We start from the raw sequence: 20,963 nt of genomic DNA, 5'->3' as shown, positions 1-20,963 counted from the left end.
GTTTCTTTTCTTATTCACAGAGTATAACGGTCATTCCACTGATTCATTTCCTGCTCCGTATAGTAATCAGCCCTTGAAACCTCAACGATGATTAAACCGCATTGAGTGATTAAAAATTGCTTCAGTTCCTCAAACAGCTCGTCTTTTCCGCAAAAGATCGTTTCTATATTGTGATTTTTATATGCAAATGCGTACTTCAAAAGCTAATTCCTCCTGCTGTCTTTCTATCATTCATTGACAAAATGTATGATAGAAATTAGATAATTTATCACTCAAGGGCGCCTTAAGTATCTTTATACATATATTTATTACGATAAATATTACATTAAGTTTCATTTATATTAAAATCACTTTACAATTTTCATCAAATACGAAACTTTTGTTTCGTAAAATAAAAAATAAAATACAAAAAAACCTCAAACCCATTGTCAGGGCTTGAGGTTTTTTATACGTCCCAGGAGAGATTCGAACTCCCGACCGACGGCTTAGAAGGCCGTTGCTCTATCCGGCTGAGCTACTGGGACATGAAAATCAAATTGTTCTGCTGATCATTTTACCATGATATCAGCGAATTGACAATATAGTCATCCGATAAAAAAGGCCAGCGGCATCAGTTTTCACTCTGATGTCACCAGCTCTTTTTTTATACGTCCCAGGAGAGATTCGAACTCCCGACCGACGGCTTAGAAGGCCGTTGCTCTATCCAGCTGAGCTACTGGGACAGCTTTTGCTTTATGTATCAGCGACAAGATTTATTATATACAGGTTCAAATCATAAGTCAATATTTTTTTAAAACTTTTGATGGGGAAGAATGAAATCTCCCCCATCACTTGTTAAAAACTGATTGTATTCCCAAAGTCCTTCAATTCCCGACCCGTTTCATCGTAAAATGTCACGGCGCCTTCTCTTTCTGTAAGAGTAAGAATGGCATAGCTTTTCACATTGCGGACTCTCGGAAGACGGATGCTGCCCGGATTAATCAAAAGCTTGCCCCGAAGCTCTTCACTCCCGGCAATATGTGAATGGCCGAAGCAGACGATATCCGCCCCAAGCTCTTCCGCCCGGTAAAAAACAGTTAAAAGTGACTGTTTAATGCCGTGAAGATGCCCGTGAACGGCCAGAATTTTCTTTGAACCTGCGTCCAGAAGAAGTTCATCCTGAAACCCGCCGCCAAAGTCGCAATTGCCTTTTACCGTGTGAAACGGCGTAAGCGCCGGATGTGCGGCGTCAAGCTCTGAATCACCGCAATGAATCATCAGATCCGCTTCGTCTTCGTGCCGCTTTGCAATCGTCTCCAGCTCGTCTTCAAGGCCGTGACTGTCACTTATTATCAGCACTTTCATTGCATACGCTCCCCCTTATGAATCAAGCAGCTTTGACAGTTTCTTGAGCGCCTCAGCCCTGTGGCTGATTTTGTTTTTCTCAGCGCTTGTCAGCTGGGCCATGGTTTTATCTTTATCTTTTACAATAAAAATGGGATCATAGCCGAACCCGTTATCCCCCTCGGGTCCTTCCGCAATATACCCTTCAACATGACCTTCGACCGTTTTTGTTTCCTGCCCCGGCATGCTGACGGCAAGGGCGCAGCGGAAACGGGCCGTGCGCTGCTCTTTTTCGATGCCTTTTAATTCTGACAGCACCTTGTCCATATTCGCTTTATCATCTTTTGCTTCTCCGGCATAACGGGCTGAATAAACGCCCGGTCTGCCTCCAAGGTTGTCCACCGATAAACCGGAGTCGTCTGCAATGACCATTTTGTTGACGGCTTTTGCCACGGCTTCCGCTTTTAAGATGGCGTTTTCTTCAAAGGTATGTCCGGTTTCTTCAATTTCTTCCGTAAATCCGATTTCCGCCAAAGAAGAGACGCTGTAGCCTTTCGGTTCGAGTATTTCCTTGAATTCTTTCACTTTTCCCTGATTGTGTGTCGCAATAATGGCTTCTTTCACGCTGATCAGGCCTCTCTTTCTTATTTCAGTTCAGGCAATGTTTCTGCCAGCACTTCTTTTTGCTTTTGAATAAGCGTCTGGATTCCTTTTTCGGCAAGACTTAACAGTCCGTTTAAATCTTCACGGGAGAATGTGGCTTCTTCGCCCGTCCCTTGAAGCTCTACAAAACGTCCGCTTCCCGTCATGATGATATTCATGTCGACTTCAGCCGCCGAATCCTCTTCATAATTCAGATCCAAAAGAAGGCCTTCTTCTTTATCCATCCCGACAGAAATGGCCGCGAGATAATCTGTCACAGGAGAGGTTTTGATAACGCCGCTTTTTACGAGTTTGCCGATCGCAATGGCCATTGCCAAGAAGGCGCCGGTAATGGAAGCCGTTCTTGTTCCGCCGTCAGCTTGAATGACGTCACAGTCGATCCAGATCGTGCGTTCGCCAAGCTTCTCCAAATCAACGACGGCCCGGAGCGCGCGCCCGATCAGCCGCTGAATTTCCATCGTTCTGCCGGAGACCTTTCCTTTTGAAGATTCTCTTATCGTTCTTTGATTCGTCGCGCGGGGAAGCATGCTGTATTCCGCTGTGATCCAGCCTTTTCCTCCGCCGCGTAAAAATGGCGGCACCCGGTCTTCCACAGATGCATTACAGATGACCTTCGTATTTCCCGCTGTAATTAAAACAGAGCCTTCCGGGTGAGTGATAAAATCCAAATCAAATGTGATAGGGCGCAGCTCATCGTGCTGTCTTCCGTCGTGTCTCATATTTTACCTCCGATTATATGTACATAAACCTTTTGTTCCGGATTGTGAATAAAGAAAGAGGCAGCCGGAACGCTAACCTCTTTTTTACTAGTATATCAAAAATCGCAAATTAAAAACTACCCGTATTCACTTGTGACGGCCTCGAAACAGGTTTTGAAAGGGATTCTCCTTTTTCATTCACCAGTTCTGATTTTCCGTTTACTTTTATAGAAACACTTTTAATCGACGGCTGTTCGGTTAACGTGAGAACGATGCTGTCCAGTACGCCCGATGATACCATTTTTGTTTTTTCGTCGGCGCTTCCGTAAATGGAGCTGTTAAAGTCCAGTGTAACCTGGCCGTCTTTTACTTTCGGCTTGCCGAGAAGCTTAACATCGTTATTAAAGTCCGTCAAAAGCCCGCTTGCTTTGCCCGGTCCGTCGGCGAGCTGTTCAACGGCAGCGGTGATGTCATTTGTTTCCGAATTGTCAATCCGCTTTGTGACAGGCACGTAGTATTCGCTTGTCTCTGTTTCCGCCAGATAATAGACAGTCAGCGGATGGGTGTCTGTCAGATCATTCACTCCGGCCGTTTCAATATTAATCCCGTCTTTTCTGCTTAAATCGCCCGTAATCGGAGTGCCGCCCACAGGCATTTCTTTCAGTTCGTGCCCGTTGATTCTGATTTTAACTTTATCTATTGAGCTGAATTGGGTAAGCGTCCATGTAATCGATTGCAGGATTTTTTGTTCGTCTTCTTTTTTATAGTTTTTAAATTCCTTCGAAAAATCAGCGACGGCAGTGCCGTCTTTTTTAATATCGACATTTACCGTCGTATCCGCAGGGAGCACAGCTCTGAAGCCGTTCGGCAGGATTTCTGACACAGGCCCTCCCTGAACCAAATACTCAAGGGCCTGCTTTGCGGTTCCCTCACTGTTCGGAAGAGGCAGTGTCTGTGCTGCGACATAGCCGTTTTTATCAATCAGATACAGCTCTCGCATGACTGTATTGGCCGGCTGGTCGGCTTTAGAAGTGCCGTTTTTCTCTGACTGCTTTGGTTTTGCCTGAATTCCCGCTTCATCCTTTACATATGAAATGTCTTGAGGCGGGTCAATTTCCCCGGCTGTTTTATCGGATTGAAACAAACCGCATCCAGATAACACAAAAGCCGAAGTAAGACATGTTGCAGCAATGACTGCAGGTCCTTTTTTCAGCATACTTTTCCCTCCTAAGGCTGTTTGTACTATGATGTATACGAGCCCTGTCCGGGAAATAGACCGGGAAGCGCAAAAAAACCCGCCGTAAACAGCGGGTTTTTTTGATTTATTTTCTGACCGGCTCTTGAAGGGAGATGCACTCGACATGGCCGATTTCGTGGCCGAACCAGTCTTCGGCAATTTTTGCGAAACCGTTCCGCTCTCCCGTTGTAAGAAATTGATGCTCCGGTGCATGTTTCGATTGGTTTAACAAACCTTTATAAGACAAGATGGTGCTCACTTCTCTCGCCGTCTCGTCTCCGGAGGAAATGATTTTCACATGCTCTCCCATATAGTTCTGAATCGGATCTTTTAAAATCGGATAATGCGTACATCCTAAAATCAAGGTGTCAATTGATGTACCTTTTAAAGGCTCAAGCGATGCTTCAACCGCTTCCTCCGCTGATTCCTGAAGAAACCGTCCGCTTTCCACAAACGGCACGAGCAGCGGACAAGCCGTGTTCTTAACTTGAAGTTCTGCGTTTAATCCGAGCAGCGCCTGCTCATACGCTCTGCTTTTAATGGTATTGACCGTGCCGATGACGCCGATATGCTGATTTTTCGTGACCTTTATCGCCGTTCTCGCACCCGGCTGAATGACGCCGACAACCGGAATATCCGTTTTGCGCTGAATATCCTCCAAGGCAATGGCCGTGGCCGTATTGCAGGCGATCACGAGCATTTTGATATGGTGGTTTTCCAGCAGGTAATCGGTCATTTCCCACGTGTATTGAAGAACTTCTTCTTCAGGACGCGGGCCGTACGGGCAGCGTTTTGTATCTCCCACATAGATGATATTTTCCTTCGGTAGCTGTCTCATGATTTCCTTAGCAACGGTTAACCCGCCAACCCCGGAATCAATGACTCCTATCGGCTGTTCCAACAAAATCGCCTCATTTTCTTTTCATTTCATGCTGCAGTTTCAATAATGATTTTTCGAAAGCGGCTGTTTCTTCTTCGGAAAATGTCGCAAACATATCCCGCAAATAAGCCTGTCTTTTCAAAATCACTTCTTGGATAATGCGCTCTCCTTCAGCGAGAAGATGAATTCTGACGACCCGTCTGTCAGCCGGGTCTTTCACCCGCTCGACAAGCTTATTTTTTTCCATGCGGTCTATCAGATCCGTCGTCGTGCTGCAAGCCAAATACATTTTGCCTGATAATTCGCCTATTGTCATATCCCCCAATTCATAAAGCCATTGAAGCCCCACGAATTGCGGCGGTGTAATTGCATATTGGTTAAGGATTTCTCTTCCTTTTTGTTTAATGATCGCAGCGATATGGCGGAGTGATTTTTCGATATCCGCAACATGCTCTACAGATTTTGATGTCATTTGTCCATCCCTCACTCAAGGATCTTTCTGGGCTATGCGCTCCGTGTCTATTTTCCTTCTTTTTTTAAGAAAATGCAAGACTGACGGAGAAAAAGGAAAAACCGGGATTTTCACCGCATGCCCATCAGCCCGGGCGCCAACGCAAATAACCGGCTCCTTCTCGAAAAGAAGGAAAACCGGCAAGAATCAGAGCTCTAGCTCACCCATTCTAAGAAGCTCGACAACAGCTTGCGAACGCCCTTTCACACCTAACTTCTGCATGGCATTTGAAATGTGATTCCGTACAGTTTTTTCACTGATAAATAGCTCGCTTGCAATTTCCTTTGTTGTCTTGTCTTGAACGAGCAATTCGAATACTTCTCTTTCTCTTTTGGTCAGCAGCGGCTTTGATTGAAAATCTTTCTCCTTCAAGTATTGTAACCCTCCTTGCTAAGGTGAGAGCGAATCTGAAACGAATGGGTTTATATAGTCAAGATATCATATGTAAAGGGCGCTTCGGAGGTGACGTCTCTTAGAGAAATAGTTATCCGTTCAGGCGAGCAGAATGCCTTTCTCCCGCTCCGTCCAGCTGACCGCTTTGCCGCTTTTCTTCGACACTTGAACCATAACGACGGAACCTGTAAAGCACGGCAGGCCCGACTCATTTTCTCCAAGGTAATGAAGGGTGACGGACGCATTTCCGGCAGCGCTTGCTTTCACATAAATCCGCAGATTTTCATACGGCATCACCTGACGCATATAGTCGCACTGCTGGCTTGCGACGACCGTCATCGTTTCCGAGTTTTGCGCCGTTATGCCTCGCTGTTTGAAATAAGCGATCCGCGCTTCTTCAAAATAGATGAAAGGGGTTACATTATTCATATGGCCGAACATATCCGTTTCTGAAAAACGAACCGATACTTCAGTAAAGAAAGAAAACGACTGTCTCCATTCTTCAAACGGGACATCAATATATTGCGGTTGTTTCATCACCTTCAGCTCCTTATAAAAAAACCTCTCCCGTGCGGAAGAGGCTCTTTTTCTCTTTCTTATACTCTGTCGCTTCCGAAGAAATTACGGAATGCTTGTAAATTGGTATCTCTGTTCAAAGCGGCGATTGAAGTCGTAAGCGGAATGCCTTTCGGGCAGGATTGAACACAGTTTTGTGAATTCCCGCAATCTCCGAGGCCGCCGTCTGTCATTAACGCTTCTAAACGTTCTGCTTTGTTCATCGCGCCCGTCGGATGGGCGTTAAACAGACGAACTTGCGACATCGGGGCAGGCCCCATGAATTTCGACTTGCTGTTGACGTTCGGGCAGGCTTCGAGGCAGACGCCGCATGTCATGCATTTAGACAATTCATATGCCCACTGGCGGCGTTTTTCCGGCATTCTCGGCCCCGGCCCCAAATCGTAAGTTCCGTCAATCGGCACCCATGCTTTCACTTTTTTCAGTGAATCAAACATTCTGCTGCGGTCAACCTGAAGGTCACGGACAACCGGGAATGTTTTCATCGGCTTCAGACGGATCGGCTGTTCCAGCTTATCAATCAGCGCCGTACATGACTGGCGCGGTCTTCCGTTGATGACCATGGAGCAGGCGCCGCATACTTCTTCAAGACAGTTCATGTCCCATGCGACCGGAGTGGTTTTCTCTCCTTTTGCATTCACGGGATTTCTGCGGATTTCCATCAGGGCGGAAATCACGTTCAGGTTCGGGCGGTAATTGATTTCGAATTCTTCATCGTATGGCGCGCTTTCGGGCGTATCCTGACGTGTAATGATAAACCGTATCTTTTTCTCACTCATGATTATTTCGCCACCTTCTTCTTCGAGTAGTCGCGTTTACGGGGCGCAATCAGTGATACATCGACATCCTGATATTCAAATTCCGGAGCTTCAAACGGACCGGCATGTTTAGCCATCGTCGTTTTGAGCCACTCATCGTCATTTCTTTCAGGGAAATCCGGTTTATAGTGCGCTCCCCGGCTTTCATTTCGGTTATATGCGCCGAGCGTGATGACTCTGGCAAGCTGAAGCATATTGGAGAACTGGCGGGTGAACATCGCCCCTTGGTTGCTCCATTTTGTCGTATCGTTGATATTGATTTTCTTAAAGCGTTCCATCAGCTCTTGGATTTTGTCATCCGTTTTCAAAAGCTTGTCGTTGTGGCGGACCACCGTGACGTTGGCCGTCATCCATTCTCCGAGCTCACGGTGAAGCACGTAGGCATTTTCGTCGCCGTCCATCTTCATAATATCGGCCCATTTTTCTTCTTCTTTTTTCACATAGGAATCAAATAATGAAGAAGGCAGGTCTTCCGCTGATGTTTCAAGTCCGGAAACATATTTCACCGCATTTGGTCCGGCCACCATTCCTCCGTAGATGGCGGAAAGCAGAGAGTTCGCCCCTAAACGGTTTCCTCCGTGCATTGAATAATCACATTCCCCCGCTGCGAACAGTCCGCGGATGCTTGTCATCTGATCATAATCAACCCACAGTCCGCCCATTGAATAGTGAACGGCAGGGAAAATTTTCATCGGAAGCTTGCGCGGGTCATCGCCCATGAATTTTTCATAGATTTCGATAATGCCGCCAAGCTTAACGTCGAGCTCTTTCGGATCTTTGTGCGACAGATCGAGATACACCATGTTTTCTCCGTTGATGCCGAGTTTCTGATTCACGCACACGTCAAAGATTTCACGTGTCGCAATATCCCGCGGCACGAGGTTTCCGTAAGCCGGATATTTTTCCTCAAGGAAGTACCAAGGTTTTCCGTCTTTATACGTCCAGACTCTTCCGCCCTCGCCGCGCGCCGATTCACTCATCAGACGCAGTTTATCGTCCCCCGGGATTGCTGTCGGGTGAATTTGGATAAATTCGCCGTTTGCATAATAAGCGCCCTGCTGATAAACGATTGATGCGGCAGATCCCGTGTTGATCATGCTGTTTGTTGATTTGCCGAATACGATTCCGGGACCTCCCGTCGCCATAATAACGGCGTCAGAACGGAATGACTCGATTTGCATATTGGTCAGATTTTGGGCTACGATACCGCGGCACGTGCGCTCATCGTCAAGAACGGCGCCGAGGAATTCCCAGCCTTCGTATTTTGTGACGAGACCCGCCACTTCATATCTGCGCACCTGCTCGTCCAGTGCGTAAAGAAGCTGCTGACCCGTCGTCGCTCCCGCGTATGCGGTTCTGTGATGCTGTGTACCCCCGAAACGGCGGAAGTCCAAGAGCCCTTCCGGCGTTCTGTTAAACATAACCCCCATGCGGTCCAATAAGTGGATAATGGACGGCGCCGCTTCACACATCGCTTTTACAGGAGGCTGGTTTGCCAAAAAGTCGCCTCCGTATACCGTGTCATCAAAATGCTCAAACGGAGAGTCTCCTTCCCCTTTTGTGTTGACAGCTCCGTTTATCCCGCCCTGCGCGCAGACCGAGTGAGAGCGTTTGACCGGAACGATGGAAAACAATTTAACGGCCGTGCCTGATTCCGCTGCTTTAATTGTTGCCATGAGGCCGGCAAGACCCCCGCCGACTACGATAATGCTTGATTGACTCATGATAGCCCCTCTCCCTCTAGTAATCTAGTTCTCTTACACAAACGCAAAAATCGCTTTTAAACCTACGTATGAAAGCGCTAAAAATATAATCAGCGTCACGTAAGTCGAAATTCTTTGAGAACGCGGCGTGACCGTGATCCCCCATGTGACCGCAAAAGACCATAAGCCGTTTGAAAAGTGAAAAATGACCGATAAAACGCCTACAATGTAAAAACCGAGCATAAACGGCGAGCTCAAAATATTCGCCATCATATCGAAGTTGACTTCAGCGCCCATCTGCGCGGCAATCCGCGTCTGCCATACATGCCAGCTGACGAAAATAAGGGTGAGAATACCAGTGACACGCTGAAGCACAAACATCCAGTTTCTGAAATAACTGTAGTGGCCAGCGTTGTTTTTCGCAGTAAATGCTATGTACACACCGTAAACCGCATGATAAATTAAAGGTAAGAAAATAATAAAAATTTCTAACGCATACCTGAACGGCAGACTGTCCATAAAGCCGGCCGCCTTGTTAAACGCATCCGCTCCCCTTGCGGCAAATTGGTTGACGACTAAATGCTGGATCAAAAAGATGCCGACCGGAATAACACCGAGCAAGGAATGCAATCTTCGAAAATAAAACTCTCTGTTCCCAGACATTACTTTACCCCCTGTTTGATTTAAGTGCGAAATGTACTAAAATCTCTGCCCCCACTTCGTTTCAATTGTAAGCACTTTATTAAAATTTATTGACAATTTCATTTTACTCCTCCCTCAAAAGGGCGTCAAGAAAACGTGTACATAAATTATAATTTTCGGAATTGATTATCTGGAGGGAAAATTTTATTTTCCTGCGATATCTTTCTCACATTTTTTCGCGTGTTTTATAGGATCATCCTGTAATCCTCCCCCCTGTTTAAGCTATAATAAACGAAGGAGAGAGGGGAATACATAATATGAAGAATAATTATGAAGCAGCTTTAGAACCTTTAACTGAACTCGACGTCAGCGCATACGGCTACGAATTAATCCGGGAAATCGTGCTTCCGGATATCCTCGGCCCGGAGTATTCATCGATGATGTATTGGGCGGGAAAACGCCTCGCCCGCAAATTTCCTCTTCAATCGTGGGAAGAAATCCCCGCCTTTTTTGAAAAAGCCGGCTGGGGAACTTTGACAAACGCAGGATCAAAAAAACAAGAACTGGAATTTGAACTGGAAGGACCGCTCGTATCCAGCAGACTCAAACATCAGAAAGAGCCTTGTTTTCAGCTTGAAGCCGGTTTTATAGCCGAACAGATTCAATTGATGAACGATCAGATCGCAGAATCTTATGAACAGGTAAAAAAGAGAGCGGATAAAGTCGTCCTGACTGTAAAATGGGATATGAAGGACCCTGTATAATTGAAAAAAGGCGGTGACTCCAAGTCCCGCCTTTTTGCCTGCCCGTTTACACAGCAGACGGCTGTTTAGAAAGCTCAAACGCATCATGAAGCGCTTCGACCGCTTTCACCATATCATTTTCGCTGACAACCGCTGATACTTTTATTTCAGATGTGCTCACCATTTTGACTTGTACATTTTTTTCCGCCAGTACGGCAAACATGTCCGCGGCGACGCCGGGATTTGAAACCATGCCCGACCCGACAATGGAGACTTTCGCCAGTTTTCTTTCGGTTTCAATTTTTTCATAGTCAAGCGCGTTTTTATATTCTTCAAGCACGGCGACCGTTTGCGCGGCATCTTCCGTTTTCACTGAGAAAGAAATATCCGCTTCCCCATCGTCCGACTGTGTCTGAATAATAATGTCAACGTTGATGTTTCGTTTTGCCAGCGCGGTGAAGATTGTTGAAAGAGTAGTCAGTCCGCTTGTCAGGCCCGTAACGGACACCCTTGTGATCTGGTCTTCAAATGCAATTCCTCTGACGATTAAATTCTGCTCCATTGATGATTCCTCCTCAATTAATGTTCCCGCTTCATGTTCCGTGCTTGACCGCACTTCCAAAGGCACTTGGTAGTTTTTCGCGAACTCAACCGCCCGCGGGTGAAGAACACCCGCTCCGAGATTTGCAAGCTCCAGCATTTCATCATAAGAGATTCCCGCCAGTTTTCTCGCTGACCGGACATACCGCGGATCTGTCGTAAATACGCCCGGAACATCTGTATAAATGTCGCATTTATCCGCTTCCAGCGCTGCGGCAAGAGCGACCGCCGTCGTATCGGAACCGCCCCGTCCGAGCGTCGTGATGCCTCCGTCTTCCGTTACGCCCTGAAAACCGGCAACGACTGTAATCCTGCCTTCTGCAAGCTGCGAACGAATCGCCGTGATATCAATATCCGTAATTCTCGCATTGCCGTGAACGGCTTCCGTGCGGACACCCGCCTGCCAGCCCGTATAAGAGACGGCGTCATATCCTTTTTCCTGAAGCGCCATGGCCAAAAGCGAAATCGTGACCTGCTCTCCCGTAGACAAAAGCATATCCATCTCGCGTCTGCTTGGTTCAGATGTGATTTCAGCCGCGAGGTTAACGAGCGCGTCGGTTGATTTTCCCATTGCCGAAACGACGACTACGACATCATGGCCTTTTTGCTTTTCAGCAATGGCGCGATTTGCGGCATTTTGAATTTTTTCGGCAGAGCCGACGGAAGTGCCTCCGAATTTTTGTACGATAAGACCCATACTAGACCACCCTTTACATTTTGGTTCGTGCGGGTGAGGAGAAAAGAGCGTTTTGTCCACAATAAAAAAAGCAATGAGAGGAATAGCTCTCATTGCTTTTTCATATCATTACGATTGATTATGAACAACGAGATAGCCCTCCAAGAAAATGAATTCTTGACAGCCTTACATTTATTTAATGCAAGGCCAGCGAATCACACCGATGGGATGTGATACACTTCGGCGACGCTCCCCTTTCAGCCTTTTTCGCAGAATCCATCATTCTCCAAAGGCTTACTATTGAAGTTCGCACCTCTATCTTCACCATATAACACGATCTTATGAAATTAGTTCACATTCTAGCAGATTTTTCAGAAAAGCACAATACTATTTTTTTAATTTTTCAAACAGCAGCTGGGCCGCCGCGGCCGGCACACCCGCTTTTTTGATATCGTCAAGGCTTGCTTCCTTCATCTTTTTGACAGATCCGAAATGTTTTAAGAGCATTTTTTTGCGTTTTTCACCGATTCCGGGGATATCATCCAGAACGGATTGAAAGACGCTTTTTCCCCGGATCTGTCTGTGAAAGCTGATCGCAAAACGGTGAACTTCGTCCTGAATACGCTGAAGCAGGTAAAACTCTTGGCTGTTCCGCTCCAGAAACACCGGTTCAAGCGGGTCGCCGATCAAAAGGTTGGATGTTCGGTGTTTATCATCTTTCGCCAATCCCGCTACCGGGACATCAAGGCCGAGCTCATTCTCGAGCACGTCGCGCGCCGCGTTAATCTGCCCTTTTCCGCCGTCAATGATGATTAAATCCGGCAGCGGAAGATTTTCGCGAAGCACCCTCGTGTATCTTCTTCTGACGACTTCCCTCATTGAGCCGTAATCATCAGGCCCTGTTACGGTTTTAATTTTATATTTGCGGTATTCCTTTTTATTCGGTTTTCCGTCAATAAAGACAATCATGGCCGATACGGGGTTTGTGCCTTGAATATTGGAGTTGTCAAACGCTTCAATCCGATGCGGCGTGTAAATATTCAGCGCTTCGCCAAGCCGTTCGGCTGCACCGATTGACCGTTCCTCATCCCGCTCGATTAACGAGAATTTTTCCCGCAGAGCGATTTTCGCATTTTTGTGCGCAAGCAAAAGCAGCTCTTTTTTCGGGCCTTTTTTCGGCTGATGCACGGCGGTTTCCAACAGTTCGGTGATCATGTCCCTGTCAACGCTGTCAGGCACCAGAATTTCCTTAGGCAGAAAGTGATTGTTTTTAGAGTAGAACTGGCCGATGAAGGTCAGAAATTCTTCATCCGCTTCCTGATACATCGGAAACATGCTGACGTCGCGTTCGATCAGTTTTCCTTGGCGTATGAAAAAGACTTGGACGCACATCCAGCCTTTATCGTAGGCATATGCAAACACATCGCGGTCCAGAAGGTCATTCATGGTCATTTTTTGCTTCTCCATCGTCGATTCGATGTGAGCAAGCTGGTCGCGGAATTCTTTAGCCCGTTCAAATTCAAGCTTTTCCGCCGCTTCTGCCATTTTCGCTTCGAGCTCTTTTTTGATTTCGTTATGCCCTCCCTTTAAAAAACGGGTGATGTCTTCAACAATCTCGCGGTTTGTCTCCTCAGATATATCCTTTACACATGGGGCGAGGCATTGTCCGAGATGATAATAGAGACAGACGCGGTCCGGAAGCTTTGAGCATTTCCTGAGCGGGTAAAGGCGGTCCAGCAGTTTTTTCGTTTCCCGCGCCGCCTGCACATTCGGATACGGGCCGAAATAGCGTCCTTTGTCTTTTTTGACATTCCGGGTGACAATCAGCCGCGGATGGCGTTCATGGGTGATTTTAATAAAGGGATAGGTTTTATCATCTTTCAGCATGACATTGTATTTCGGATCGTATTTTTTAATCAGATTCATTTCCAAAATAAGCGCTTCAAGATTGGAGGAAGTCACGATATATTCAAAGTCCTCAATCTCCGACACAAGCCGTTGGGTTTTTGCGTCGTGAGAACCGGTGAAATAAGATCGCACCCTGTTTTTCAAGACTTTCGCTTTCCCCACGTAGATGACTGTTTTTTGACGGTCTTTCATTAAATAACAGCCCGGCTGATCGGGAAGGAGGGCCAGCTTTTCTTTCAGTTGTTTATTCATACGTTACCCTTCCTTACATTCATTTCTCGTGTCCATTCAGTGTATCACGAACATTTGTTTTTCTCCATTCTCAGCTTTTGGAAGATCAAAAAAGGCGATTCCCTTTCAAAGGAATCGCCCTGCCGTAACGGAAGCTTTCGGCTTACAGATGTTTGTTTACAAGCTCTTCAAGAGCTTCTTTCGGTTTGAAACCGACAGATGTTTCAACGACTTCTCCGTCTTTCAATACGAGAAGTGTCGGGATGCTCATGACGCCGTATTTACCGGCAGTTTCTTGGTTTTCATCCACGTCGATTTTGACGATTTTCAGTTTGTCTCCCATTTCTTGATCAAGCTCTTCAAGAACGGGCGCGATCATTTTACAAGGTCCGCACCAAGGAGCCCAGAAATCAGCCAATACGACACCTTCACTTGTTTCAGCTGAGAACGATTGATCAGTTGCTTTTACGATAGCCATTTGTTATTCCTCCAATTGTCAAATGATGATTTTTAGTATAGCATCTCCCATTCGTTCATGCTAATTTAATGCTTATATTATTTTCTCCCGATCCCGCCGAAAATAATCTTATTTATACAGTGTATTATAACCGGGCGGCAGGCGTTCAAAACTTAAGATGGATTCGCAGGCAGCGTGATTAGTACAACCGCCATCGGAGGAAGCTCCGCCTCAAGTTTTCCGCCCTTTTGAGAAAACCCGGAAAACGGCTTAGGTTTGACGTTTTCCGGACTGCTGAATGTATTATGGGCATTCATTTTTTCCGCGTGCAGAATCGTTCCCGAAGGCTTCCCTGCCTTTTTCATGCCCCGCAGTTCAATCTTCACATCAGCTTTGTGCAGATGATCGATATTGCAAAGGCTGATATGTATGTCTCCGTTTTGCTGTTTGGACGCTGAAATGCTGACTTGCGGGAGCCGGCCGTCATTCCATTCGTACCCGGCTGCTTTTGTTTCTGTCGCCAAAAGAGAAGCGTCCTGATGCACCTTAAACATATCAAACACATGATACGTCGGCGTCAGCAGCATGTCTTTCCCTTCTGTCAGGATCATTGCCTGAAGCACGTTGACGGTTTGCGCGATATTGGCCATCTGTACGCGGTCTGCGTGCTGATGAAAAATGTGAAAATGCGTGGCTGCGACAAGGGCGTCGCGGATCGTATTCTGCTGATACAGAAAGCCCGGATTCGTGCCTGGCTCAGGATCAAGCCACGTGCCCCATTCATCAATGATCAGCCCGACTCTTTTTTCGGGATCGTACTGATCCATGATGGCGCTGTGCCTTGTGATCAATTCATCCATATGCGCCGCTTTTTTCATCGTGATGAACCATTCATCTTCCGTAAACTCCGTCGCTGATCCTTTCCCCTTCCAGAAGTCGCCCGGTATTGTGTAATAATGCAGGCTCAGCCCGTCCATGAGATCAGCGGCTTTTTTCATTAAAGTTTCAGTCCAGCGGTAATCGTCGACATTCGCGCCGCCGGCAATTTTATAGATTTCATTGCCGCTGTAATTGCGGACATAGGTTTGAAAGTTTCTGTAAAGGTCGGCATAATACTCAGGATGCATGTTTCCGCCGCAGCCCCAGTTCTCATTCCCTATTCCGAAATATGTCAGCTTCCACGGTTTTTCCCGCCCGTTTTCTTTTCTCCAGTCGGACATCGGCGTGCCCGCTTCAAACGTCATGTATTCAATCCAATCAGCCATTTCTTTAATCGTTCCGCTGCCGACGTTTCCGGCGATGTACGGTTCGCAGCCGAGCAGTTCACAAAGCATCATAAACTCGTGCGTGCCGAATTCATTGGAATCAATCGTCCCGCCCCAATGGGTATTCAGCATGGTTTTGCGTTTCCCTACGCCGTTTGCCCAATGGTATTCATCTGCAAAACAGCCGCCCGGCCATCTGAGGACGGGAATCTGAAGCTGTTTGAGGGCGGCGGCGACATCCGTCCTGACCCCGCCGGTATTCGGAATATCGGAATCTTTTCCGACCCAGATGCCCTCATATATGCCTCTTCCCAGGTGTTCCGCGAAATGTCCGTATATGTTTTTATTAATGGTTCCCCGTGTGATATCAGTTTGAATAACTGCCGTATTGTGAGACAAACTTGATCATTCCTTTCCCTTAATAAGAATGAAAGCACTAAAGCCGATCTATGTATCTGGGATGTATGCTGAATGGATAAGTTTGTAAGCGCTTTACAAAAGCTTATTATATTGGTTCGTACATGTCAATCTCTTATTTTATCAACCTTTAATTTGTACGAACCAATTAACACAAATTAAAACCCTCTGACAAATAAGCCAGAGGGTTTATGATTATGAATGAATATTGGCATTTTTAAATTCCTGCGTCAGAAGCGGAACCACTTCGAACAAATCGCCGACAATTCCGTAGTCCGCTATTTTAAATATTTCCGCTTCCGGGTCTTTGTTAATGGCAACAATGACCTTACTGTTTGACATGCCCGCCAAGTGCTGAATCGCTCCGGAAATGCCGCAGGCGATATACAAATCCGGCGTGACGACTTTTCCCGTCTGGCCGATTTGAAGAGAATAATCGCAATAGTCCGCGTCACACGCGCCGCGTGAAGCGCCCACCGCTGCTCCGAGCACCTCGGCAAGTTCTTTTAACGGTTCAAATCCATCTTTGCTTTTTACACCGCGGCCGCCTGCTACGATAATTTTCGCTTCTGATAAATCCACGCCGTCCGCCGTTTTTTTGACTACTTCTTCAATGACCGTCCGCAAATCTGCCGGAGGCGCCGCAAGCTCTTCGATATCACCCGTCCGGCTCGCGTCTTTTTCTAATGCCTGAATATTATTCGGACGAATCGTCGCCAAAATGAACGGATCAGTTGAAATCACCTGTTCAAAGGCTTTGCCGGAATAGATCGGTCTTGTAAAAACGATGTTGTCTCCGGTAACGCTTACATCCGTGCTGTCTGAAATCAGCCCCGTTTCAAACCGGGCCGCAAGCTTAGGTGACAAATCTTTTCCCATAGAAGTGTGGCCGAAAATGACCGCATCAGGCTTTTCATTTTCGATCAAATCCCCGAGAACCGCGGCATATCCGTCCGCCGTATACTGAGAAAGCCCCGGCGAATCGGCCGTAAATACTTTGTCTGCGCCGTACTGAATGAGTTCTGGTGCTGCATCAGCTGCGCCTTTTCCCATCAGCACGCCGATGACATCTCCTCCGCCGGAAATGGTTTTGCCTGCGGCTATGGCTTCAAAGGTGACGTTCCGTAAGGCGCCGTCACGAATTTCTCCGAGTACGATCACTTTTTTTCCCATTCTGACATCCCCCAGTTTCTTTAATATCGGTTTATACGACTTTGGCTTCTTTTCTCAGCAGTGACACAAGCTCTTTCGCCTGCTCAGCGGCTTCTCCTTCGATCAGTCTGCCCGCTTCTTTTTGCGGCGGCAGAAAACGTTCGATCGTTTTGAGCTTCGGTGCGGCATCATCTTCATCAATGTCGAGATCATCGAGCTCAAGTTCTTCCAGCGGTTTTTTCTTCGCCTTCATAATGCCCGGAAGCGACGGATAGCGCGGCTCGTTTAAGCCTTGCTGTGCCGTGATGACTAAAGGAAGTGAGGTTTTAATGATTTCGGTATCCCCTTCATTGTCTTTCTCTGCCACAGCTTCATCGCCGCTGATTGTCAGTTTTGTGATCGTTGTGACGCAAGGAATGTTCAGCAGTTCGGCAAGCCTTGGAGCCACTTGGCCTGAACCGCCGTCAATCGCGACATTTCCGCCGAGAATCAGATCATATTCCCGGTCCTTGAAATAATGATATAAGATAGTTGAAATGGAGTATTGGTCAGGATCGCTCAGATCATCTTCAATATTGATTAACACCGCCTGGTCACAGCCCATCGCAAGGGCGGTTCTCAGTTCTTTCTCCGCATCTTCTCCGCCGACGGTTACGGCGGTAACGGTTCCGCCGTGCTCTTCCTTCAGCTGAATGGCTTCTTCAATGGCGTATTCATCATACGGATTAATAATAAATTCGGCTCCGTCCTCCTGAATCTTTCCTGCTTCAATGACGATTTTCTCTTCTGTGTCAAACGTCCGTTTCATCAGTACAAATAGATTCATAATCTTATCCCCTTTATCTTCGCCCACCGAATTGAGGCTTTCTTTTTTCGAGAAATGCCTGAATGCCTTCTTTTGCGTCATCTGATGCAAATGCTTCCCCAAAGCGCTTTGCTTCAAGCTTTAAGCCGCCGTCATAAGAATAGATCTTATTTGAATAAAGGAGCTCAAGCAGAGAAGCCATCGACTGCGGGCTTTTTTCCGCAAACTTGCCCGCGAGCGTTTTCGCCTTTTTCAGCAGCTCTTCCTCATGTTCGGCGCCTATCGTGACAAGCCCGAGGCTGAGCGCTTCTTCTCCGGACACAGGTTCTGAAGTGCCGATCATTTCAAGCGCTTTCGCCGTACCGACGTACCGGGGAAGCCGCTGCGTCCCGGCAAAGCCCGGAATAATGCCGAGATTCAGCTCGGGCAGGCCGAGCTTTGCATCTAATGTAGCGATTCTGATATGGCAGGCCATGGCTAGCTCAAGACCGCCTCCGAGCGCAGCGCCGTGAATCGCTGCGATAACGGGCTTCGGAAACCCTTCAATTCTTTCCATCAGCTGCTGGCCTTTATCCGCCATGGCAGAAGATTGCTCAAGATTTTCAAGCGACGTAAATTCCTTTATATCGGCGCCCGCCGAGAAAAATTTCCCCTCACCGCGAATGATGATGCTTCTGACGCTGTCATCTGTTTCACACCGGTCGAACAGACCGGACAACTCGTCTAAAACCGCACCGGACAGCGCGTTGGCCGGCTGATGATTAATGGTGATCACCGCAACAGATTGTTCTACCGCCATCGAAAGGCTGTTCATCCGTCAACCCCCTTTAGTTTTGATGAATTCCTGACACCAACAGCTCCAATACCTTGTCTGACAAATCCGGAAGATCATATTTCTGATCGTTCATCACCCATGTTGTCACTGTTTCATCTATCGTCCCGAATATCATCTGCCGGGCGAGGCGGACGTCGAGATTGTCTTTCCATTCCCCCGACTTGATTCCTTCGGTCAAAATGGTGTCCAGCATGTTTAAATATCCTTTTAAAATATCATTGATTTTCAGGCGCAGCTTGATATTTGACTGTCTGAGCTCAAGCTGGGTCACAATCGCGAGGTGGCGGTCATTGCCGAGCAGTGTGAAATGCTGCTTAATAACGAGGGCGAGTTTTTCTTTTGCCGTCGTTTTTTCTTTCACTTCTTCTTCCATGCGTTCAATGAACTGGCCCATCTTTTCTTTAAAAAGAGAAATGAGTATATCCTCTTTGTTTTTGAAATATAAATAGATGGTGCCGTCCGCAACGCCGGCCTGCTTGGCGATTTTGGACACCTGTGATTGGTGATAGCCGTTTTCCGCTATGACTTCTACTGCTGCATCAATAATCTGCATATACTTTGGCCGTTTTTGGTTCAATGTCATCGTTCCTTCCTTCGATAAATGAATGACTATTCATTCATAACTTCATGATAAAAAGGAATCCGGATTTTGTCAAGTTTTTCTTTTAAGGCACCTTGTTTTCACGGGAAGCATCTTCCTCTTCGACTAAACGCCTTCTTAATATTTTTCCGACGGCCGTTTTCGGAAGCTCTTTTCTGAATTCGTAAAGCTTCGGGACTTTGTACGGCGCAAGCCGCTCTCTTGCAAACGCATCAAGCTCATCGGCATCGGCCTCGGCACCTTTTTTCAAAACGATAAATGCTTTCACCGTTTCCCCTCTGTAGGAATCAGGGACGCCCGCTACGACGATTTCCTGAACGGCTTCATGCTCATAAAGCGCCTCCTCCACCTCCCGGGGGTAAATGTTGTATCCGCCGGCAATGATGATGTCTTTTTTCCTGTCGGCGATGTAGAAAAATCCTTCCTCATCCATATATCCCATATCTCCGGTAAACAGCCAGCCGTCTCTGATGACACGCGCCGTCTCCTCCTGCTTATTCCAGTATCCTTTCATGATCTGAGGGCCTTTTACGATCAGCTCGCCGTGCTCATACGGCCCCGCAAGCCCGCCTTTTTCTTCTGAATAGATTCCGGCATCGGTATTGGGCCAGGGACAGCCGATGCTGCCGGGTTTATTTTTTCCCCAAATGAAGTTTGAATGGGTAACCGGTGATGCTTCGGATAATCCGTAGCCTTCCACAAGCTTTCCTCCGGTCACTTTTTCAAATTTCTGTTTGACCTCAACCGGCAGCGCCGCTGAACCGCTCGGACAGCTTTCAATGGAGGACAAATCATACTTATTCAGCTCCGGGTGATGCAACAGCCCGATGTAAATCGTCGGTGCCCCGGGAAAAACCGTCGGCTTCAGCCTGTCGATTGTTTTCAGAGTATCCAAAGGATTAAATTTAGGAAGAAGGATCATTTCACATCCCTGCATAATGGAAAAATTGAGCACGGCGGTCAATCCGTACACATGAAAAAAAGGCACGATGCCGAGCACCTTTTCGGCTCCCTTTTTCATTTTGTACATCCAGGCGGCGCACATTTCTGTATTAGCCTGAATGTTCCGGTGTGTGAGCATGACGCCTTTCGGATAGCCGGTTGTTCCGCCCGTGTATTGAAGCACGGCGATGTCATGCGCAGGGTCAATATCAAATGGCTCTGCCTCCTCCGCGCTTTCGTTTTTTAAAATATCCGCTAATTTGTGAATTTGTTCGCAGCCGTCATAATCAATATGCACCTGTTGTTTTTGCGTGAGCGTATACAGCATATTTTTCGGAAACGGCAAAAAGTCTTTTATACTTGTTGTAATAATGCGTTCGACGATTGATAACGTTTTCATTTTTATCACCTTCGGAAACAGCATATCAAGGGTGATGATCACGCGCGGCGCACTGTCTTTCAGCTGATACTCAAGCTCGTGTTCCGTGTAGAGAGGATTGGTCTGAACGACAATGCCCCCGGCAAACAATACGCCGTAAAAAGCGATGACCGACTGCGGACAATTGGGCAGCATAATGGCGGCTCTGTCACCTTTTTTCAGGCCTGTTTTGCGTAAAAAAGCGGCTAGCTTTAATGAATCTGTGAGAACGTCTTGAAATGTGAGTTTTTTTCCGAGAAAATAAATGGCGGTATGGTTCGGGAATTGAGCTGCGGAGTTTGTCAGATTGGATGGCAGGGTTTGATCGGTAAATTCAAGCTCATGCGGAATCTCTTCGGGATATTGAGAAAGCCATGGCTTTTCAGACTGCATAATACCTCTCCCTTCTGTTTTCCTATACGCTATTATTATAGCAGAAGGGTGATTGGAATGGGAAAGCGTTTCATGT

At 47.0% G+C, this 20,963-nt stretch carries 22 protein-coding genes, 2 tRNA genes and 1 riboswitch; of the genes, 1 reads left to right on the top strand and 23 read right to left on the bottom strand.

Features of this window, described 5'->3' with window-relative positions; all coding sequences use genetic code 11:
• Positions 1–14 precede the first annotated feature (14 nt).
• The 14 genes from BGM27_RS05900 to sdhC all read right to left on the bottom strand — a co-directional run bounded on the left by BGM27_RS05900 (position 15) and on the right by sdhC (position 9,465).
• On the bottom strand, positions 15–200 hold the full coding sequence (locus tag BGM27_RS05900) for a hypothetical protein (protein ID WP_007408136.1): 186 nt from the start codon (positions 198–200) through the stop codon (positions 15–17).
• A 250-nt stretch (positions 201–450) separates the two neighbouring features.
• Positions 451–524 (bottom strand) — tRNA-Arg (locus tag BGM27_RS05895).
• 124 nt (positions 525–648) lie between these two features.
• Positions 649–722: transfer RNA gene (locus BGM27_RS05890), tRNA-Arg, on the bottom strand.
• A 112-nt stretch (positions 723–834) separates the two neighbouring features.
• Positions 835–1,344 carry a YfcE family phosphodiesterase gene (locus tag BGM27_RS05885; protein WP_007408135.1) on the bottom strand — a complete coding sequence of 170 codons (510 nt, stop codon included), beginning with the start codon at positions 1,342–1,344 and terminating at the stop codon, positions 835–837.
• Positions 1,345–1,359: 15 nt separating this feature from the next.
• On the bottom strand, positions 1,360–1,956 hold the full coding sequence (locus tag BGM27_RS05880; protein ID WP_088005422.1) for an XTP/dITP diphosphatase: 597 nt from the start codon (positions 1,954–1,956) through the stop codon (positions 1,360–1,362).
• Positions 1,957–1,967: 11 nt separating this feature from the next.
• Entirely contained in the window at positions 1,968–2,705 is a 738-nt protein-coding gene (gene rph, locus BGM27_RS05875; protein WP_007408134.1) for a ribonuclease PH, read from the bottom strand.
• 109 nt (positions 2,706–2,814) lie between these two features.
• Positions 2,815–3,900: a GerMN domain-containing protein gene (locus BGM27_RS05870; RefSeq protein WP_007408133.1), complete on the bottom strand. Its 1,086-nt coding sequence runs from the start codon at positions 3,898–3,900 to the stop codon at positions 2,815–2,817.
• 106 nt (positions 3,901–4,006) lie between these two features.
• The gene (gene racE, locus BGM27_RS05865; protein ID WP_108724798.1) at positions 4,007–4,825 is read right to left on the bottom strand and encodes a glutamate racemase; all 819 of its coding nucleotides are present in this window, start codon (positions 4,823–4,825) and stop codon (positions 4,007–4,009) included.
• 7 nt (positions 4,826–4,832) lie between these two features.
• On the bottom strand, positions 4,833–5,273 hold the full coding sequence (locus BGM27_RS05860; RefSeq protein WP_003152580.1) for a MarR family winged helix-turn-helix transcriptional regulator: 441 nt from the start codon (positions 5,271–5,273) through the stop codon (positions 4,833–4,835).
• A gap of 186 nt (positions 5,274–5,459) precedes the next feature.
• Positions 5,460–5,684, bottom strand: coding sequence for a spore germination transcription factor GerE (gene gerE, locus BGM27_RS05855; RefSeq protein WP_003152579.1), 225 nt, complete (start codon positions 5,682–5,684; stop codon positions 5,460–5,462).
• Between the two features lie 120 nt (positions 5,685–5,804).
• Entirely contained in the window at positions 5,805–6,242 is a 438-nt protein-coding gene (locus BGM27_RS05850; protein WP_007408130.1) for an acyl-CoA thioesterase, read from the bottom strand.
• A 59-nt stretch (positions 6,243–6,301) separates the two neighbouring features.
• Positions 6,302–7,060, bottom strand: a complete 759-nt coding sequence (sdhB, locus tag BGM27_RS05845) for a succinate dehydrogenase iron-sulfur subunit (protein WP_003152575.1) — start codon at positions 7,058–7,060, stop codon at positions 6,302–6,304.
• 2 nt (positions 7,061–7,062) lie between these two features.
• The gene (gene sdhA / locus BGM27_RS05840) at positions 7,063–8,823 is read right to left on the bottom strand and encodes a succinate dehydrogenase flavoprotein subunit (protein ID WP_007408129.1); all 1,761 of its coding nucleotides are present in this window, start codon (positions 8,821–8,823) and stop codon (positions 7,063–7,065) included.
• 33 nt (positions 8,824–8,856) lie between these two features.
• Entirely contained in the window at positions 8,857–9,465 is a 609-nt protein-coding gene (gene sdhC / locus BGM27_RS05835) for a succinate dehydrogenase cytochrome B558 (protein WP_003152571.1), read from the bottom strand.
• A gap of 296 nt (positions 9,466–9,761) precedes the next feature.
• On the opposite strand from sdhC, the gene BGM27_RS05830 reads away from it, so the two are divergent.
• The gene (locus tag BGM27_RS05830; RefSeq protein ID WP_007408128.1) at positions 9,762–10,208 is read left to right on the top strand and encodes a YslB family protein; all 447 of its coding nucleotides are present in this window, start codon (positions 9,762–9,764) and stop codon (positions 10,206–10,208) included.
• Between the two features lie 46 nt (positions 10,209–10,254).
• On the opposite strand, the gene BGM27_RS05825 is transcribed toward BGM27_RS05830, so the two are convergent.
• The 9 genes from BGM27_RS05825 to BGM27_RS05785 all read right to left on the bottom strand — a co-directional run bounded on the left by BGM27_RS05825 (position 10,255) and on the right by BGM27_RS05785 (position 20,887).
• Positions 10,255–11,484, bottom strand: a complete 1,230-nt coding sequence (locus BGM27_RS05825) for an aspartate kinase (protein WP_007408127.1) — start codon at positions 11,482–11,484, stop codon at positions 10,255–10,257.
• A 125-nt stretch (positions 11,485–11,609) separates the two neighbouring features.
• Positions 11,610–11,789, bottom strand: a riboswitch (Lysine riboswitch).
• Positions 11,790–11,850: 61 nt separating this feature from the next.
• Positions 11,851–13,623, bottom strand: coding sequence for an excinuclease ABC subunit UvrC (gene uvrC, locus BGM27_RS05820; RefSeq protein ID WP_007408126.1), 1,773 nt, complete (start codon positions 13,621–13,623; stop codon positions 11,851–11,853).
• A 142-nt stretch (positions 13,624–13,765) separates the two neighbouring features.
• Positions 13,766–14,080, bottom strand: coding sequence for a thioredoxin (gene trxA / locus BGM27_RS05815; protein ID WP_003152560.1), 315 nt, complete (start codon positions 14,078–14,080; stop codon positions 13,766–13,768).
• A 152-nt stretch (positions 14,081–14,232) separates the two neighbouring features.
• Positions 14,233–15,723 (bottom strand): alpha-N-arabinofuranosidase, encoded by a 1,491-nt coding sequence (locus BGM27_RS05810; protein ID WP_020954259.1) that lies wholly within the window; start codon positions 15,721–15,723, stop codon positions 14,233–14,235.
• Positions 15,724–15,936: 213 nt separating this feature from the next.
• Positions 15,937–16,914 (bottom strand): electron transfer flavoprotein subunit alpha/FixB family protein, encoded by a 978-nt coding sequence (locus BGM27_RS05805; RefSeq protein WP_020954260.1) that lies wholly within the window; start codon positions 16,912–16,914, stop codon positions 15,937–15,939.
• A 31-nt stretch (positions 16,915–16,945) separates the two neighbouring features.
• Positions 16,946–17,719: an electron transfer flavoprotein subunit beta/FixA family protein gene (locus tag BGM27_RS05800; RefSeq protein ID WP_007408121.1), complete on the bottom strand. Its 774-nt coding sequence runs from the start codon at positions 17,717–17,719 to the stop codon at positions 16,946–16,948.
• Positions 17,720–17,732: 13 nt separating this feature from the next.
• The gene (locus BGM27_RS05795; protein WP_015240332.1) at positions 17,733–18,512 is read right to left on the bottom strand and encodes an enoyl-CoA hydratase; all 780 of its coding nucleotides are present in this window, start codon (positions 18,510–18,512) and stop codon (positions 17,733–17,735) included.
• A gap of 13 nt (positions 18,513–18,525) precedes the next feature.
• Entirely contained in the window at positions 18,526–19,110 is a 585-nt protein-coding gene (locus tag BGM27_RS05790) for a fatty acid metabolism transcriptional regulator FadR (RefSeq protein ID WP_007408119.1), read from the bottom strand.
• Between the two features lie 88 nt (positions 19,111–19,198).
• Complete coding sequence (locus BGM27_RS05785) at positions 19,199–20,887, bottom strand: AMP-binding protein (RefSeq protein ID WP_007408118.1); 1,689 nt, start codon at positions 20,885–20,887, stop codon at positions 19,199–19,201.
• Positions 20,888–20,963: the final 76 nt, after the last annotated feature.

This window comes from Bacillus sp. FJAT-27001 (assembly GCF_019039175.1).
In the GTDB taxonomy this organism is placed as follows: domain Bacteria; phylum Bacillota; class Bacilli; order Bacillales; family Bacillaceae; genus Bacillus; species Bacillus velezensis.
The sequence above is the reverse complement of the archived record's forward strand: the minus strand, read 5'-3'. Positions and strand labels throughout refer to the sequence as shown.

Excerpts from the sequence above, each read along its gene's own strand:
- BGM27_RS05860 (WP_003152580.1), bottom strand. The coding sequence starts at position 5,273 with ATGACATCAAAATCTGTAGAGCATGTTGCGGATATCGAAAAATCACTC.
- uvrC (WP_007408126.1), bottom strand. The coding sequence starts at position 13,623 with ATGAATAAACAACTGAAAGAAAAGCTGGCCCTCCTTCCCGATCAGCCG.
- sdhA (WP_007408129.1), bottom strand. The coding sequence starts at position 8,823 with ATGAGTCAATCAAGCATTATCGTAGTCGGCGGGGGTCTTGCCGGCCTC.
- BGM27_RS05870 (WP_007408133.1), bottom strand. The coding sequence starts at position 3,900 with ATGCTGAAAAAAGGACCTGCAGTCATTGCTGCAACATGTCTTACTTCG.
- sdhB (WP_003152575.1), bottom strand. The coding sequence starts at position 7,060 with ATGAGTGAGAAAAAGATACGGTTTATCATTACACGTCAGGATACGCCC.
- BGM27_RS05830 (WP_007408128.1), top strand. The coding sequence starts at position 9,762 with ATGAAGAATAATTATGAAGCAGCTTTAGAACCTTTAACTGAACTCGAC.
- BGM27_RS05825 (WP_007408127.1), bottom strand. The coding sequence starts at position 11,484 with ATGGGTCTTATCGTACAAAAATTCGGAGGCACTTCCGTCGGCTCTGCC.
- trxA (WP_003152560.1), bottom strand. The coding sequence starts at position 14,080 with ATGGCTATCGTAAAAGCAACTGATCAATCGTTCTCAGCTGAAACAAGT.
- BGM27_RS05800 (WP_007408121.1), bottom strand. The coding sequence starts at position 17,719 with ATGAATCTATTTGTACTGATGAAACGGACGTTTGACACAGAAGAGAAA.
- rph (WP_007408134.1), bottom strand. The coding sequence starts at position 2,705 with ATGAGACACGACGGAAGACAGCACGATGAGCTGCGCCCTATCACATTT.
- BGM27_RS05885 (WP_007408135.1), bottom strand. The coding sequence starts at position 1,344 with ATGAAAGTGCTGATAATAAGTGACAGTCACGGCCTTGAAGACGAGCTG.
- BGM27_RS05805 (WP_020954260.1), bottom strand. The coding sequence starts at position 16,914 with ATGGGAAAAAAAGTGATCGTACTCGGAGAAATTCGTGACGGCGCCTTA.
- BGM27_RS05795 (WP_015240332.1), bottom strand. The coding sequence starts at position 18,512 with ATGAACAGCCTTTCGATGGCGGTAGAACAATCTGTTGCGGTGATCACC.
- BGM27_RS05785 (WP_007408118.1), bottom strand. The coding sequence starts at position 20,887 with ATGCAGTCTGAAAAGCCATGGCTTTCTCAATATCCCGAAGAGATTCCG.
- BGM27_RS05850 (WP_007408130.1), bottom strand. The coding sequence starts at position 6,242 with ATGAAACAACCGCAATATATTGATGTCCCGTTTGAAGAATGGAGACAG.
- sdhC (WP_003152571.1), bottom strand. The coding sequence starts at position 9,465 with ATGTCTGGGAACAGAGAGTTTTATTTTCGAAGATTGCATTCCTTGCTC.